General features: G+C 70.4%; 15 protein-coding genes and 3 tRNA genes. 10 read left to right on the forward strand and 8 right to left on the reverse strand.

All coding sequences use genetic code 11. The annotated features are described in order from the left end of the window. Nucleotides 1-27: 27 nt before the first annotated feature. A tRNA-Ile gene (locus tag BRM3_RS11310) sits at nt 28-104 on the reverse strand. 129 nt (nt 105-233) lie between these two features. On the opposite strand from BRM3_RS11310, the gene BRM3_RS11315 reads away from it, so the two are divergent. From BRM3_RS11315 to BRM3_RS11335, 5 genes are all read left to right on the forward strand, one after another. Further along, on the forward strand, nt 234-1,448 hold the full coding sequence (locus BRM3_RS11315; protein WP_263593414.1) for a NupC/NupG family nucleoside CNT transporter: 1,215 nt from the start codon (nt 234-236) through the stop codon (nt 1,446-1,448). A gap of 93 nt (nt 1,449-1,541) precedes the next feature. Then, nucleotides 1,542-1,614: transfer RNA gene (locus tag BRM3_RS11320), tRNA-Asn, on the forward strand. Between the two features lie 113 nt (nt 1,615-1,727). Continuing rightward, entirely contained in the window at nt 1,728-2,210 is a 483-nt protein-coding gene (locus tag BRM3_RS11325) for an OsmC family protein (RefSeq protein ID WP_263593415.1), read from the forward strand. After that, nucleotides 2,207-2,692 carry a peptide deformylase gene (locus tag BRM3_RS11330; protein ID WP_263593416.1) on the forward strand — a complete coding sequence of 162 codons (486 nt, stop codon included), beginning with the start codon at nt 2,207-2,209 and terminating at the stop codon, nt 2,690-2,692. Before BRM3_RS11325 ends, BRM3_RS11330 begins: the two co-directional genes overlap by 4 nt. 115 nt (nt 2,693-2,807) lie before the next feature. Beyond that, on the forward strand, nt 2,808-3,305 hold the full coding sequence (locus BRM3_RS11335; RefSeq protein WP_263593417.1) for a DUF3145 domain-containing protein: 498 nt from the start codon (nt 2,808-2,810) through the stop codon (nt 3,303-3,305). Nucleotides 3,306-3,312: 7 nt separating this feature from the next. Here the strand turns inward: BRM3_RS11335 and BRM3_RS11340 are convergent, their stop codons facing one another. The 7 genes from BRM3_RS11340 to aceE all read right to left on the reverse strand — a co-directional run bounded on the left by BRM3_RS11340 (nt 3,313) and on the right by aceE (nt 11,534). Continuing rightward, nucleotides 3,313-4,698: an MFS transporter gene (locus tag BRM3_RS11340; protein WP_263593418.1), complete on the reverse strand. Its 1,386-nt coding sequence runs from the start codon at nt 4,696-4,698 to the stop codon at nt 3,313-3,315. A 3-nt stretch (nt 4,699-4,701) separates the two neighbouring features. Further along, the gene (locus tag BRM3_RS11345) at nt 4,702-5,940 is read right to left on the reverse strand and encodes a beta-ketoacyl-[acyl-carrier-protein] synthase family protein (protein ID WP_263593419.1); all 1,239 of its coding nucleotides are present in this window, start codon (nt 5,938-5,940) and stop codon (nt 4,702-4,704) included. Between the two features lie 100 nt (nt 5,941-6,040). After that, nucleotides 6,041-6,289, reverse strand: a complete 249-nt coding sequence (locus tag BRM3_RS11350) for an acyl carrier protein (protein ID WP_263593420.1) — start codon at nt 6,287-6,289, stop codon at nt 6,041-6,043. A 108-nt stretch (nt 6,290-6,397) separates the two neighbouring features. Further along, nucleotides 6,398-7,399, reverse strand: a complete 1,002-nt coding sequence (locus BRM3_RS11355) for a beta-ketoacyl-ACP synthase III (protein WP_263593421.1) — start codon at nt 7,397-7,399, stop codon at nt 6,398-6,400. Between the two features lie 4 nt (nt 7,400-7,403). Next, nucleotides 7,404-8,324, reverse strand: coding sequence for an ACP S-malonyltransferase (locus BRM3_RS11360; protein ID WP_263593422.1), 921 nt, complete (start codon nt 8,322-8,324; stop codon nt 7,404-7,406). 43 nt (nt 8,325-8,367) lie between these two features. After that, entirely contained in the window at nt 8,368-8,691 is a 324-nt protein-coding gene (locus tag BRM3_RS11365) for a GntR family transcriptional regulator (RefSeq protein WP_263593423.1), read from the reverse strand. Between the two features lie 95 nt (nt 8,692-8,786). Beyond that, complete coding sequence (aceE, locus tag BRM3_RS11370) at nt 8,787-11,534, reverse strand: pyruvate dehydrogenase (acetyl-transferring), homodimeric type (protein WP_263593424.1); 2,748 nt, start codon at nt 11,532-11,534, stop codon at nt 8,787-8,789. Nucleotides 11,535-11,823: 289 nt separating this feature from the next. On the opposite strand from aceE, the gene BRM3_RS11375 reads away from it, so the two are divergent. From BRM3_RS11375 to BRM3_RS11395, 5 genes are all read left to right on the forward strand, one after another. Next, complete coding sequence (locus BRM3_RS11375; RefSeq protein ID WP_263593425.1) at nt 11,824-12,243, forward strand: DUF3052 domain-containing protein; 420 nt, start codon at nt 11,824-11,826, stop codon at nt 12,241-12,243. A 34-nt stretch (nt 12,244-12,277) separates the two neighbouring features. Beyond that, nucleotides 12,278-12,709, forward strand: coding sequence for a redoxin domain-containing protein (locus BRM3_RS11380; protein ID WP_263593426.1), 432 nt, complete (start codon nt 12,278-12,280; stop codon nt 12,707-12,709). 46 nt (nt 12,710-12,755) lie between these two features. Beyond that, a tRNA-Val gene (locus BRM3_RS11385) sits at nt 12,756-12,829 on the forward strand. Between the two features lie 241 nt (nt 12,830-13,070). Further along, nucleotides 13,071-13,886: a MerR family transcriptional regulator gene (locus BRM3_RS11390; RefSeq protein WP_263593427.1), complete on the forward strand. Its 816-nt coding sequence runs from the start codon at nt 13,071-13,073 to the stop codon at nt 13,884-13,886. Beyond that, the gene (locus BRM3_RS11395) at nt 13,883-14,791 is read left to right on the forward strand and encodes a hypothetical protein (RefSeq protein WP_263593428.1); all 909 of its coding nucleotides are present in this window, start codon (nt 13,883-13,885) and stop codon (nt 14,789-14,791) included. The genes BRM3_RS11390 and BRM3_RS11395 overlap by 4 nt, the downstream gene beginning before the upstream one ends. Nucleotides 14,792-14,958: the final 167 nt, after the last annotated feature.

The raw sequence follows: 14,958 nt of genomic DNA on the forward strand, positions 1-14,958 counted from the left end.
GCAGGTGACGTACCGCCGGGGGAGCTGTGGTAGCCCAGGAGGGGCTTGAACCCTCGACCGACGGATTATGAGTCCGCTGCTCTGACCGGCTGAGCTACTGGGCCGTGCCCGACGAGGCTACCGTGCTCCGGCCAGCGCCTCGGCACCGTTCCGCAGGACGGAGCGGATGGCGTGACCGCGGTCACGAGTAGGGTGGAGCAGTCCTCCGCCGCCCCCGTGACAAGGAGTTGCGCGTGCACATCGTGATCGGCCTCGTCGGACTCGTCGTCTTCCTCGGCCTCGCCTTCCTCCCGTCCCGAGACCTGGCCATGCTGCGCAAGAAGGCCCCGTTCATCGGCGTCATGCTGGTCCTGCAGTTCGTGCTCGCGCTGCTCATGCTCAAGACGGGCGTCGGACAGGCCGTGATCGGGGCCCTCGCCTCCGCCTTCGAGGCCCTCATCGGCTACGCGACCGAGGGCACCGCGTTCGTGTTCGGCGGCCTCGTCGACGTGACGTCCGACGACACGGCCCCGTTCGTGTTCACGTCGCTCATGCCGATCATCTTCATCGGCGCGCTGATCGGCATCCTGCAGTACCTGCGCATCCTCCCGCTCGTGATCCGCGGGGTCGGCTTCGTGCTCTCCAAGGTCTCGGGCGTGGGCCGGCTCGAGTCGTTCAACGCGGTGTCCTCGGCGATCCTCGGGCAGTCCGAGAACCTCATCGCGATCAAGAAGGTGCTGCCGGACCTGCCCGAGAAGCGGCTCTACATGATCAGCGCCTCGGCCATGTCGACCGTGTCGATGTCGATCGTCGGCGCCTACATGACGATGATCCAGCCCCGGTACGTCGTCGCCGCGATCGTGCTCAACGTGTTCGGCGCCTTCATCGTCGTGAACCTGCTGAGCCCCTACGAGGTCGACCCGGAGGACGACGACCTCGTGATCCCGCACCCCACCGAGGGGCAGTCGTTCTTCGAGATGCTGGGGGAGTACATCCTCGACGCCGGCAAGGTGATCCTGTCGGTGGTCGCGATGCTGATCGGCTTCGTCGCGCTCATGGCCCTGCTCAACGGGATCTTCGGTGCGGTGCTCGGCGGTCTCACCTTCCAGCAGCTGCTCGGCTACGTGTTCTGGCCCTTCGCCTTCCTCACGGGCGTGCCGGCCGCCGAGTGCGCCCAGGTGGGACAGCTCATGGCCACCAAGCTCATCTCGAACGAGTTCGTGGCCATGCTGTCCTTCACCGACGCCGCCCCCGGCGGCACGGTCGAGCTGAGCGATCGCGCGACCGCGATCGCGCAGACCTTCCTCGTCTCGTTCGCCAACTTCTCCTCGATCGGCATCATCGCGGGCGCCGCCAAGGGGCTCGCCCCCGCCCAGGGCGACGTCATCGCGCGCTTCGGTCTCAAGCTCCTGTACGGCGCGACGCTCGTGTCCTTCATCAGCGCGACGATCGTCGGCCTCATCGCGTGACGGCCGGGCGCGTGGCATGCGTCATATGCGCCGTCGCACACCGGTTCCGAGTCGCGACAGCCCGCTCGGCACTGCTATCCTCGATCAGGTTGATCCCGCGTAGCTCAATCGGCAGAGCATTCGACTGTTAATCGAACGGTTACTGGTTCAAGTCCAGTCGCGGGAGCTTGGACGAACGTGTGAAGGCCCCGGGGATCCCGGGGCCTTCGTGCTGTCGGCCCCTGCTCCGGCGCCGACATCCCGCCCGTCGCGCGCGACGGCCGACCACCGGAGGTGCCCATGCCCGCAGTTCCTGACTCCCGATTCCCGATCTCGCCCGCGTTCGCCGAGGGCTCCGTCTGGGTGGACCGCACGGGAACGCGCCGTCTCGTGGGCCGCAACCAGCGCGGTGTCGAGATCCCCATCGGGGAGGGGGAGGGGCAGATCACACCCGGCGAGTTGCTCAAGCTCGCCCTCATCGGCTGCGCGGGCATGAGCGCGGACTTCACGATCGGGCGTCGCCTCGGCGAGGACTTCCCGCTGCGCGTCTACGCCCACGGCAGCTCGTCGGAGCAGGACAACCGCTACGACCGCATCGACGAGGAGATCCAGCTGGATCTCTCTGGTCTGGCCCCCGAGCAGATCGAGCGCGTCGAGCGCGCGATCACCAAGGCCATCGCCGCGAACTGCACCGTCGAGCGCACCCTCACGGGCGATCCCGAGGTGCATCACGAGATCGTGGACGTCCCGGCCGCCGAGGCTCCCGAGGAACCGGGCGCATGACCGAGCGTCCGATCCGCCTCATCGGCGATCCGGTGCTGCGCACCGCGTGCGACCCGATCCGCACGGTCACCGACGGCGTTCGCACCCTCGTCGCCGACCTGCTCGAGACCGTGGACCACGAGGGCCGGGCGGGCCTGGCCGCCAACCAGATCGGCGTGAGCCTGCGCGCCTTCTCCTGGCACCTCGACGAGGGTGTGGGCTACGTGCTCAACCCCGAGATCGTGGAGCTGTCCGAGGACGTCCAGGACGACGACGAGGGATGCCTCTCGCTCCCGGGCCTGTGGTACCCGCGCCGCCGGGCCCGCTATGCCCGCTGCCTCGGCACCGACCTCGACGGACGCGCCGTCGAGCTCGAGGGCGACGGCATCGTGGCCCGGCTGATCCAGCACGAAGTGGGCCACCTCGACGGCCAGCTCTACGTCGACGGCCTCGAGCGCCCCGTCAGGAAGCGCGCGTTGCGAGACATCCGCGCGAGGTTCTAGGCTGACGACCTGAGAGAACTGCACTGAGCTGCACTGCACTGCCCGTGAGGTGAGCACCCGCCCCGGAGGCACCGATTCGTTGGGGAAGACGCATCGGAACACCGGAAGGGTCGTCATGACACAGGGAGTGCTGTACATCCACTCCGCGCCGCGAGCCCTGGCACCGCACATCGACTGGGCGGCGAGCGGAGTCCTCGGCGTGCCTGCCCGCCTGCAGTGGCGCGAGCAGCCCGTCGGCCCCGGCCTCGTGCGCGCGGACCTGACCTGGCGCGGGCGCGAGGACACCGGCGCGCGCCTCGCGAGCGCCATCCGCGGCTGGGACGACGTGCGCTACGAGGTGGTCCAGGACGCGACCGCCCACGCCGACGGCGCCCGCTGGAGCTGCACGCCCGAGCTCGGGATCTTCCACGCCACGACCGACCGGGCGGGCAACACGGTGCTGTCCGAGGACCACGTGCGCGCGTGCATGGAACGGGCCGCGGCCTCGCGCGATCCGCAGGCGCTGGCCCGGGAGCTGTCGCTCGCCCTCGGCGAGCCGTGGGACGAGGACCTCGAGATCTACCGTCACGCGGGCGAGGGCGCGAAGATGCGCTGGCTGCAGCGGGTGGTCTGAGGCCGCCCTACTCCTCGACGAGCGCGGCGCCGCGCTGCTCGGGCAGCGTCACGGCGGCGATGGCCGCGAGCACGAAGGCGAGCGCGAACACCGAGAAGGTGAGCACGGCTCCGCCCGCGCTCATGAGCAGCGGCACCGAGAGCGGCGCGAGGATCGAGGCGATGCGCCCGAAGCCCGCCGCGGCGCCCGTGCCCGTGGCGCGCACGGGCGTCGGGTACAGCTCGGGGCCGATCGCGTAGAGGGCGCCCCAGGCTCCGAGGTTGAAGAACGACAGCGCGCAGCCGGCGGCGATGATCGTGGCCTCCGAGCCGGCCAGGCCGAAGGCGCCGGCCGCGAGCGCCGAGCCGATCAGGAAGATCGTGAGCGTCCACCGGCGACCGATCACCTCGATGAGCCACGCGGCGATCGCGTAGCCCGGCAGCTGCGCGAGGGTGATGACGAGGGTGAAGAGGAACGAGCGGGTGAGCCCGAAGCCGCGGTCCACCAGGAGCGTCGGGATCCAGATGAACGCGCCGTAGTAGGAGAGGTTCACGCAGAACCACACGACCCACAGGGCGGCCGTGCGCGCCCGCAGGCGCGGCGACCACAGGGACGGGCGGGGGCCGTCGGGGGCGTCGGCGATCTCGACCGTGCGCGCGGGAGGCGCGACGTGGGCGGCCTCCTCGAAGGAGCGCACGGCGCGCTCGGCCTCGGCATGACGCCCGGCCGACTCGAGGTAGCGCACGGACTCGGGCATGCCGAAGCGCACGACGATCGCGTACGCGGCGGGCACCATGCCGAGCGCGAGGGCCCAGCGCCAGCCGGCGGGGCCGGCGGCCACGACGACGGTGCCGATCACGGCGGCGAGGATCCAGCCCACCGCCCAGAAGGCCTCGAGCCATACGACGACCCGCCCCCGGACCCGCCGGGGCGCGTACTCGCTCACGAGGGTCGACGCGACGGGCAGCTCGGCCCCGAGGCCGAGGCCGACGACGAAGCGCAGGGCCACGAGCATCGCGAGGCCCGTGGCGAGCGCGGAGGCGCCGGTCGCGATGCCGTACACGAGCAGCGTCAGCACGAAGACGCTGCGACGCCCGACACGGTCGGCCAGGCGCCCGCCGAGGGTCGCGCCGAGCGCCATCCCCAGGAAGCCCGCGGAGGCGAGCAGCGAGCCGTCGCCCTTGCTCAGGCCCCAGTGCACGGTGAGCGCGGCGATCACGAACGACACGAGCCCGACGTCCATCGCGTCGAGCGCCCAGCCGAGGCCGGACGCGCCGAGCATGCGGGCGTGACGCCGGGTGAAGGGCAGGCGGTCGAGCCGCTCGGGGCGGGTCAGAGCGTCGGGGCGCCTCCCGTCCTGCGCGGTCCCGGTGACGGGGTGCGGCTCCGCAGGACCGCGCAGCGAGGGCGACATGCCTCAGGCGCTCGTGATGAGCACCGCGACGTCGTGACCGCCGAAGCCGAACGCGTTGTTCAGCACGGCGATGTCCCCGGACGGCAGCTCGCGCGGGGCGCCGGCGGCGATGTCGAGCGGCACCTCCGGGTCGAGCTGCTCGATGTTGATCGTCGGCGGGGACACCCGGTGGTGGGCGGCGAGCACCGAGAACAGCGACTCGAGGGCCCCGGCGCCGCCGAGCAGGTGGCCGGTCATCGACTTCGTCGACGTCACGACGATCTGGTCGGTGTCCTCGCCGAGGGCCTGCTTGACGGCGTTGAGCTCGCCGATGTCGCCGAGCGGGGTCGAGGTGCCGTGCGCGTTGACGTGCACGATGTCCCGCGAGGCGACGCCGGCGTCGGCGACGGCCTCGGCGATCGCGCGGGCCTGGCCGTCGGTCGAGGGCGCGGAGATGTGGAAGGCGTCCGAGGCCATGCCGCGGCCGGACACGTAGCCGTAGATGCGGGCGCCGCGGGCCTTGGCGTGCTCCTCGGACTCGAGGATCAGGATCGCGGCCCCCTCGCCGAGCACGAAGCCGTCACGGTCGACGTCGTAGGGGCGCGACGCGTGCTCGGGGTCGTCGGTGCGCGTGGACAGGGCGCGGATGTTCGCGAAGCCGGCCAGCGGCAGCGGGTGCACGCAGGCCTCCGTGCCGCCCGCGATGACCACGTCGGCGCGGCCGGCGCGGATCATGTCGAAGGCGTTGGCCACGGCCTCGGCGCCCGAGGCGCACGCGGAGACGGGCGTGTGGGCGCCGGCCTTGGCGCCGAACTCGAGCTCGACGTGCGCGCTCGAGGAGTTGGCCATGAGCATCGGCACGGTGAAGGGGTTGACGCGGCGGGCGCCGCGCTCCTTGACCACGTCCCACTGGTCGAGGATGGTCCAGACCCCGCCGATACCGGTGCCGACGACCACGCCGAGCCGCTCCCCGGTGACCTCGGGGGTCCCCGCGTCCGACCAGGCCTCACGCGCGGCGATGAGCGTGTACTGGCCCGAGGGGTCGAGCTTCTTGGCCTCGGGCCGGGCGAGCACGTCGAACGGGTCGAGAGGGACCTCGCACGCGAAGTTCACCGCGAGCCCGTACCGCTCGGTCCAGTCGTTGTCGAGGGTGTGCGCGGTCGACGTGCCCTTCAGGGCCGCCTCCCACGTCGAGGCGACGTCGCCGCCCAGGGGGTTCACGGTGCCGAGACCGGTCACGGCCACGCGGGTTGGTGCGGACATCTGGGGACCTCCGGTGTGGGAAGGGGCGGGGGCGGGTGCGAGACGCCCGTCGGAGACGAAACGCCCGGAGCGCCGCAGCGGCTCCGGGCGTCCGGGAGGGTCAGGCCTGGGCGCCCGCGATGAACGTGACGGCGTCGCCGACGGTCGCGAGGTTCTTGACCTCCTCGTCGGGGATGCGCACGTCGAACTTCTCCTCGGCATTGACCACGATGGTCATCATCGAGATGGAGTCGATGTCCAGATCGTCGGTGAAGGACTTGTCCATCTGGACGTCCTCGGTGGCGACGCCGGTCTCCTCGTTGACGATCTCGGCGAGGCCCGCGAGGATCTCGTTCTCGGTGTTTGCCATGGGGTGCTCCTTGGATCTGGCTTTCGTTGGCAGGGCAAGACTACCCGGGGCGGGCCCCGGCGGTGCGGAACACCGGCACCGGGGCGACACGCATCACGGGCGGGGGATTCAGGGGAGGACGACGACCTGTCCGGCGTACACGAGACCGGCGCCGAAGCCGATCTGCACGCACACGTCACCGGACTTCGCGAGGCCCTCGGCGAGCAGGCGATGGGTGGCGAGCGGGATCGACGCGGCCGAGGTGTTCCCGGTGTGTGCGATGTCCCGGGCGATGACCACGGAGTCGGGCAGCTTGAGCTGCTTGGCGAGCTCGTCGACGATGCGCATGTTGGCCTGGTGGGGCACGAACACGTCGATGTCGTCGACGGTCAGCCCGGCCTCGTCGAGGGCCTTGCGCACGATGTCGGCGGTGTGCCACACGGCCCAGCGGAACACGGTGCGCCCGTCCTGCTCCATCGTCGGCCACGGCGAGGTGCCGTCGCGGAAGTCGGTGAGCGAGCCCGTCATCCGGATGGTGTCCCAGTTCTCGCCGTTGGAGCCCCAGATGGTGGGGCCGACGAGCGGGGTCTCGGACGCGGTGACGATCGCGGCGCCCGCCCCGTCGCCGAGCAGGAAGGAGATCGAGCGGTCGGTGGGGGAGATGAAGTCGGAGAGCTTCTCGGCGCCGACGACGAGCACGGTGGTCGCGTTGCCCGAGCGGATGAGGGCGTCGGCCTGGCCGATCCCGTAGCAGAAGCCCGCGCACGCGGCGCCGATGTCGTAGGCGACCACGTCGGGGTTGCCGATCTGCGCGCCGAGCCACGTCGCGAGCGACGGGGTCGCGTAGGGGAAGGACACGGTCGAGACGATCACGATGTCGATGTCCGTGCCGGACAGGCCCGCGGTCTCGAGCGCCTCGCGCGAGGCCTCGAGGGCGAGGTCGCCGACGGTGCGTCCGGCGCTCGCGCGGGTGCGCGAGATGATCCCGGTGCGCTGGCGGATCCACTCGTCCGAGGAGTCGATGGGGCCGACCAGGTCGTCGTTGGGGACGTCGAGGTCGCCCCGGGCGGCGCCGTAGGAGACGATCCGCGAGCCGGGGACGGTGGGGCGCGGACGCAGGGTCACGCTCATGGTCTCAGTTCTCCTGTCCGGTGAGCAGGGTCCGGGCGGCGTCGAGGTCCGCGGGCGTGTTGAGGTTGACGAGGCCGATGCCCTTGAGCTCGCGCTTGGCGAGCCCGGTGAGGGTGCCGGCGGGGGCGAGCTCGATCATCCCGGTGATGCCGCGGTCGCGGAAGGTCTCCATGCACGCGGCCCAGTCGACGGGGGAGGACACCTGGCCGACGAGCAGGTCCAGGTACTCCCGGCCCGAGGTGACGACGCGGCCACCCGCGTTCGAGACGAGCGGGACGACCGGGTCCGCGGGCGTCAGCTGAGGGGCGAACTCCTCGAGGCGGGTGCGGGCCGAGGCCATGTACGCGGTGTGGAAGGCGCCCGCGACCTGGAGGGGGATGACGCGGGCCCGGGCCGGCGCATCGGCCGCGAGGGCGGTGACGGCGTCGGCGGCGCCGGCCGCGACGACCTGGGCGGGGCTGTTGAGGTTCGCGGGCGCGAGGTCGTGGCGCTCGATCGCGGCGAGCACCTCGGCGCGATCGCCGCCGACGACGGCGGCCATCGAGGTGGGCTCGGCCGCGGCGGCCTCGGCCATCGCGTTCGCGCGCACGGCCACGAGCCGCATCGCGTCCTCGGCGCTCAGCACGCCGGACAGGGCGGCCGTCGTGACCTCCCCGACGCTGTGTCCGGCCATCGCGTCGGCGATGTCGCTGCGCCCGTCGGCGAGGGCCTCGCCCGCGACGATGCCCGCGGCGACCAGCAGGGGCTGGGCGATCGCGGTGTCCCGGATGGTGTCGGCGTCGGACTCGGTGCCGTGGCGGACGAGGTCGACCTGGGCGGCCTCGGACAGGGCGCCCAGGCGGTCGGCGACGCCGGGCAGGTCGAGCCAGGGGGCGAGGAATCCGGGCTTCTGGGCCCCTTGGCCGGGGCTGACGAGGACGATCACTGCAGGGCCTCCAAGGTGATGCGGGTGGGGACGGGCGAGAGGGTCAGGAGTGCGAGGCGTCGAGGGCCGCGAGCACGACCTTCCGGGCGCGGTCGCGGTCCACGCCCAGCTGGACGGCGAGCTCGGCGAAGTCGCGGGCCGCCTTCTCGAGGCGCCCGGAGACGCCGTCGAGCGGGGCCACGACGGTGCCGGCGCGGCCGCGGGTGATGACGATCCGTGCCTCCTCGAGGCGGCGGAAGGCCTTGGCGACGGTGTTGACCGCGACGTCGAGGTCCGCGGCGAGCGCGCGCACGGTGGGCAGGCGCGTCCCCGGGGGGAGCGACCCGTCCTGGACCGCGCGCGCGATCGCATCGCAGATCTGGCGCACCGGCGGCTCGACGGCGTGCCGGTCGATGCGGCAGATGCCCGTGAGGGCGTGCGCGGCCGGGACGGGCCGCTCGGTCGTCGCGGCCGCCTCAGCGGTCAGGACTCACCGCCCGAGGAGCCGGACTCGCCCGCGTTGACGTTGAGCAGGTCGTACTTCTCGGCGGCCTGGCGCGGCGCCGAGGCGTCGACCTTGCCCTCGGCGGCGAGCATCTGCAGCGCCTTGACGACCATCGAGTGGGCGTCGATGTGCAGGAAGCGGCGCGCGGCTGGACGGGTGTCCGAGAAGCCCCAGCCCTCGGCGCCCAGGACGCCGTAGGCGCCCGGGACCCACTGGCGGATCATGTCGGGCAGCAGTCCCTCGTAGTCGCTCGTGGCGACGAACGGGCCCTCGACGCCGGACAGGCGCTCGGAGATCCACGGGGTGCGCGGATCCTCCTCGGGGTGCAGGAAGTTGTGCTTCTCGGCCTCGAGGGCGTCCTTGCGCATCTCCGCCCAGCTGGTCACCGACCACACGGCGGCGCGCACGCCCCAGTCCTGCTCGAGGATCTCGCGGGCGTGGCGGGCCCACGGCACGCCGACGCCGGAGGACATGAGCTGGACGAGCGGGCCGTCGCCCTCGGGGGCGGGGTCGAGCTCGTACATGCCCTTGAGCAGGCCGTCGACGTCGAGCCCCTCAGGCTCGGCCGGGTGCACGATCGGCTCGTTGTAGACCGTCAGGTAGTAGAAGACGTTCTGGTCGCGGTCGTCCTCGCCGTACATGCGCTGGAGGCCGTCGCGCATGATGTGGCCGATCTCGTAGCCGTACGCCGGGTCGTAGATGACGGCGGCGGGGTTGGTCGCGGCGAGGATCGGGGAGTGGCCGTCCATGTGCTGGAGGCCCTCGCCCGCGAGCGTCGTCTTGCCGGCGGTCGCGCCGATCAGGAAGCCACGGGCCATCTGGTCGCCGGCGGCCCAGAAGAAGTCGGCCGTGCGCTGGAACCCGAACATCGAGTAGAAGATGTAGAACGGGATCATCGGCTGGTTGTGGGTCGCGTACGAGGTGCCGGCCGCGGTGAACGCCGAGGTCGCGCCGATCTCGTTGATGCCCATGTGCTTGATCTGACCCTGCGTGGACTCCTTGTAGGCCAGCAGCAGGTCGCGGTCGACCGAGACGTAGTTCTGGCCGTCCGGGTTGTAGATCTTGGCGGTCGGGAACATCGAGTCCATGCCGAAGGTGCGGGCCTCGTCGGGGATGATCGGCACCCACAGCTTGCCGGTCTGCTTGTCCCGCATGAGGTCCTTGACCAGGCGCACGAGCGCCATCGTGGTGGCGATCTCCTGCTTGCCGGAGCCGCGCTTGGCGACCTCGTAGGCCTTGTCGCCGGGGAGGTCGAGGACGACCTTCTCGTGATCGCGGCTGGGGACGCCGCCGCCGAGCACCCCGCGCCGCTCGCGGAAGTACTTCATGGCGGGGGAGTCCTCGGGCGGCAGGTAGTACGGGGCGTCGTAGACGCTGCCGGACTCGAGCTGCTCGTCGCTGATCGGGATGTTCAGCGTGTCGCGGAGGGCCTTGAGGTCCTCGAGCGTGAACTTCTTCATCTGGTGGGTCGCGTTGCGGCCCGCGAAGCTCTTGCCGAGGCGGTAGCCCTTGATGGTGTGGGCGAGGATCACGGTGGGCTGGCCCTTGTGCTCCGTCGCCGCCTTGAACGCCGCGTAGACCTTCTTGGGGTCGTTGCCGCCGCGGTTGAGCTTCCACCAGATGTCGTCGTCGGTCATGTCGGCGACGAGGGCCTTCGTGCGCGGGTCGCGCGCGAAGAAGTTGTCGCGGATGAACGCGCCGTTCTCGGTGCGGTAGGTCTGGAAGTCGCCGTCGGGGGTGGCGTTCATGAGGTCGACGAGGGCGCCGTCGTCGTCCTTGTCGAGCAGCGGGTCCCAGCCCGAGCCCCAGACGACCTTGATGACGTTCCAGCCCGCGCCGCGGAACTGGGCCTCGAGCTCCTGGATGATCTTGCCGTTGCCGCGGACGGGGCCGTCGAGGCGCTGCAGGTTGCAGTTGACCACGAAGGTGAGGTTGTCCAGGTGCTCCTTGGCGGCGATGTGGATGTGGCCGCGGGACTCGACCTCGTCCATCTCGCCGTCGCCGAGGAACGCCCAGACGTGCTGGTCGGACGTGTCCTTGATGCCGCGGTTGGTCAGGTACTTGTTGAACGAGGCCTGCTCGATCGCGTTGACGGGGCCGATGCCCATCGAGACGGTCGGGAACTCCCAGAAGTCCGGCATCGCGCGCGGGTGGGGGTAGGAGGGCATGCCGTGCGGGTTGGACTTCTCCTGGCGGAAGCCGTCGAGGTCGTCCTGCGTGAGGCGGCCCAGCATGAAGGCGCGGGCGTAGATGCCGGGGGAGGCGTGGCCCTGGAAGAACACCTGGTCGCCGCCGCCGGGGTGCTCACGGCCGCGGAAGAAGTGGTTGAAGCCGACCTCGTACATCGAGGCGATCGAGGCGAAGCTCGAGAGGTGGCCGCCGACGCCCACCCCGGGGCGCTGGGCGCGATGGACCACCATCGCCGCGTTCCAGCGCAGAGCGTCCTTGATCTCCTTCTCGAGGGCGCGGTCGCCGGGGTACTCCGGCTGCTGCTCGACGGGGATCGTGTTGACGTAGTCGGTGTTCCCGCTCTGATGGATCGGCACGTGCTTCGCGCGCGCGTGCTGGATCATCGTCTGCACGATCTCCGAGGCCCGGTCGCTGCCGCGCTCATCCAGAAGCGCGTCGAAGGACTCGACCCACTCCTGGGTCTCCTCGGGGTCAAGATCCTGCGCGTGGCTGGGCAGGCTGATGCCGATGGGACCGGGGTTGTCGTGTGAGGTCACGCTGTCCTTCTCTCGTCGAGCGTTCGGACGTGGTCCCGGGTGGCCAGGGCGCGTCGGTGCACCGGCGCGCAGGCGTCCCGCGACCTCGGGTCTGGACCAGAGTACGTCCTCGCCCGCGCACGCGGGCAGGCGTCCCGGGGACGTTCCTCAAGTGACATGAAAAACACAGTTCGCTAGACTCCATGCGCTCGCCCCTCTTCGGAGGCGGCAGCCCATCCCCGTCCGCGCGAGATCGTGCGTCCGACATCCCCTCCGCGCCCCGGGCGCGGATGCCGAGAGGAGCCGCCCTTTGTCCCCGTCCACCGACGCGAACGCGTCCAGCTCGCCCGCCGAGATCCTCGGCTTCAGCACGGGCCAGATCGTCCAGGAGCTCGGCTACGACGACGATGTGGACCTGGAGCTGCGCGATGCGATCGAGGACTCGATCGAGGCGGATCTCGAGGACGAGGAGTGCCAGGAGATCGTCGACGGCGTGGTGCTGTGGTGGCGCGACGGCGACGGCGACCTGGTCGACGCCCTCGTGGACTCCCTGACGACCCTGGCCCCCGGCGGCCCGGTGTGGCTGCTGACGCCCAAGGCCGGGCGCGAGGGGCATGTCCAGCCGGGAGCCATCCAGGAGTCGGCCGACCTCGCGGGCCTGCGGGCGATGAACTCGATGGCGCTGGCCGAGGACTGGTCCGGCACCCGCCTGGCCTCCCGCCAGGGCTGAGCCGCGCAGGCATGAGGCCGAGGGTCGCGTCGAGATGACGGTCCTCGTCTCGCACGAGGGCGCCGACGTCGACCTCGCGGACCTCGCCGGCGTCCCCCACGCGATGGTCCTGTTCCCCGGGGCCTTCACCCCCACCTGCACGCGCGAGCTGAGCGCGCTCGACGCGCTCTGGCAGGAGCTGGGGGAGCAGGGTGTGGCCGTCCCCGTGCTCGCCGTCGCGTGCGACGCGCCGCCGGTGCTCGCCGCGTGGCGTGAGGCCGAGGGAGTGGGCGTGCCGCTGCTGTCGGACTTCTGGCCGCACGGGGCGCTCTCCCGGGAGCTGGACGCGTTCGACGAGAGCACCGGCCGGGCCCGGCGCACGAGTGTCGTGATCGGCGCCGACGGCCAGGTGGCCTGGCGCGACGACGCCCCTCCGGGCGCTGCGCGGGACATGGCACGACTTGCCGCAGTGCTCCGCGATCTGTGACCATGAGCTGCCGCGCACGCCGGAAGGGTGGGCGCAGGCATCATGAGGGTCAATAGCTCAGTTGGTCAGAGCGCCACGTTTACACCGTGGATGTCGGGGGTTCGAGTCCCTCTTGACCCACCGTAAGTGTCTGACGGAAACACAGACATACGTAGCCGAGTCGTAGTCGTGGCCTGCCGCGGTCTTCGTGTGAGTTCGTGATGTCGGCGCAGGAGTCGGCGGCCAGTCGTTCCGCGACCGCGACGAGCACGGGCTGCTGCGTGCACGCAGGTGGTCTTCCGTGAAGCACGACCCGCCATGACAAGAGGCCGTCTGGTGTCAGAGTTGACTCTGACACCGTGGAAGGTGGTTGAACGGTTACATGCTGTCCATCGGAGCGTTCGCACAGATCGGCCAAGTCACCCACCGCCAGCTGCGGCACTGGGAAGCCGCTGGTCTGCTCGCACCTGCGCACGTGGACAAGATCACCGGCTACCGCTCCTATGACCCGTCGCAGCTGCGCCAGTTGCATCGGATCGTTGCGCTGCGTCGCCTTGGCTTCGGCATTGACGACATCGCCGCCATGCTCGCCGAGGGAGTCACGACCGACTTTCTTGCTGAACAGCTACGGTCCCGCCAGGCCGAGGTCGAGCGGGAGCATCGTGTCGCGGAAGCTCGACTCGTCGATGTGGCGAGACGGCTGCGCCTCATCGAAACAGAGAACACCATGTCGACGATCGAGTACGTCGAGAAGCCCCTGCCCGCTTTGCGGCTCGCGGCCCGAACCACCGTTGTTCCAGAACAGCCTGACATCGCGGGCTTCGTCGGCCCCGCCTTCGACGCGATTGCCGGCGTCATCGGCGACGTGCCAGGAGCACTCGACACACCTGTTGCGATCTACGAGCCGACCGAAGAAGGCATGCGGGTGACTGTCGGCTACCCCTACAACGGTGAAGCTCAAGAAGGACTCGAGATCGCAGAGGTACCTGCCGCCGGCACTGCCCTCTGCGGCGTGCACCTTGGATCGATGGAGCGAATCGGGAACAGTTGGCAGGCATTGCACACTGCGGTCCTTGAGCGCGGCGTCGTGCCGTCCGCTGCATGCCGTGAGCTCTACATTCGGGCGTATCCCGAAGACCAGACCGACTGGGTGACCGAGCTGCAGCAGCCCATCGAACCGCCAGGAAGCCGTTCATGACCTACCTCGGCAACTCGCCGTCGTGCTACGCGAACACCCTCGCGATGACCCTGGGCTCACCGATCGGCCCGCCGCTTGTCGAGGTGCTGACGAGTTCGGCGTTCGGCTACCAACGGATCGGGCCGCTGCCGCTGTTCGACCCACCCGGATGGGACCCGGATCAAGGCCTCGATCAGGCACTGAGGATCATGGGCGTCGACCACGAACGGCGCACGTTCGAAGACCCGAACGAGGCACTCGCCACGCTCCGCCGCCTGACGACCGGGGGCCCGGTGTTCGCCGGCCCGCTCGAGATGGGCCTCCTGCGCCACCAGGAAGGTTCCGACCGTCCCACGGGTGCTGATCACTTCGTCGCAGTTCTCGATGTCGACGACGACCGCGTCATGATGCACGACCCCCGGGGGCATCCGTTCGCAACGCTGCCGACAGAGGACTTCATGGCGGCGTGGGGGTCGGACACCATCGGGTACGCCCGCGGAAGGTTCCCGCTTCGCACCGGTTTCACGGTGCCCGTCGGCACTGCGGAGGAGTGGGTGGCCGCCTCCTTGCCGGACTCTCTGACGTGGGCTGAGGGCGATGAGGCCATCCCGAACTTCCCGCCGGGGAACGAACAGGGCCTCACGGAGCTCGCCGAGGAAGCCGCAACCCATGCGCTCTCCGACCTCACCGCCGATGTGCTGCGCAACTTTTCCTTGCGGCTTGGCGCACGCCGCCGATCGGATGCGGCCGACGCGCTGCACAACGTCCCCGAGTTGTCAGCCTTGCTGCGAGAACAGGGACGACTCATCGGCGGTGGTCAGCTTGATGCGATCGACTCCGACTGGACGGCACTCGCTGCACGGTTCACTGAGGTAGCCGAATTGCACACGCAGATCGTCGTGGCGCTGCGCTCCATCGTGGCCTGACTGAATCGCCGAGCTCTCTTCCAGGCCGTGCGACGGCAGATTTCAAGCTGACGCGCCGAGAAAGTCAATTCGTGCCCTGTGCTGCGGCGGTTCGCAGCGCGTCTACTCCCTTGTCCTTGGATTGGGGCTGAGCCCGTCTCGTCAGCTCTGCCCACGCGTCGACGAGC

This window comes from Brachybacterium huguangmaarense, assembly GCF_025725725.1.
In the GTDB taxonomy this organism is placed as follows: domain Bacteria; phylum Actinomycetota; class Actinomycetes; order Actinomycetales; family Dermabacteraceae; genus Brachybacterium; species Brachybacterium huguangmaarense.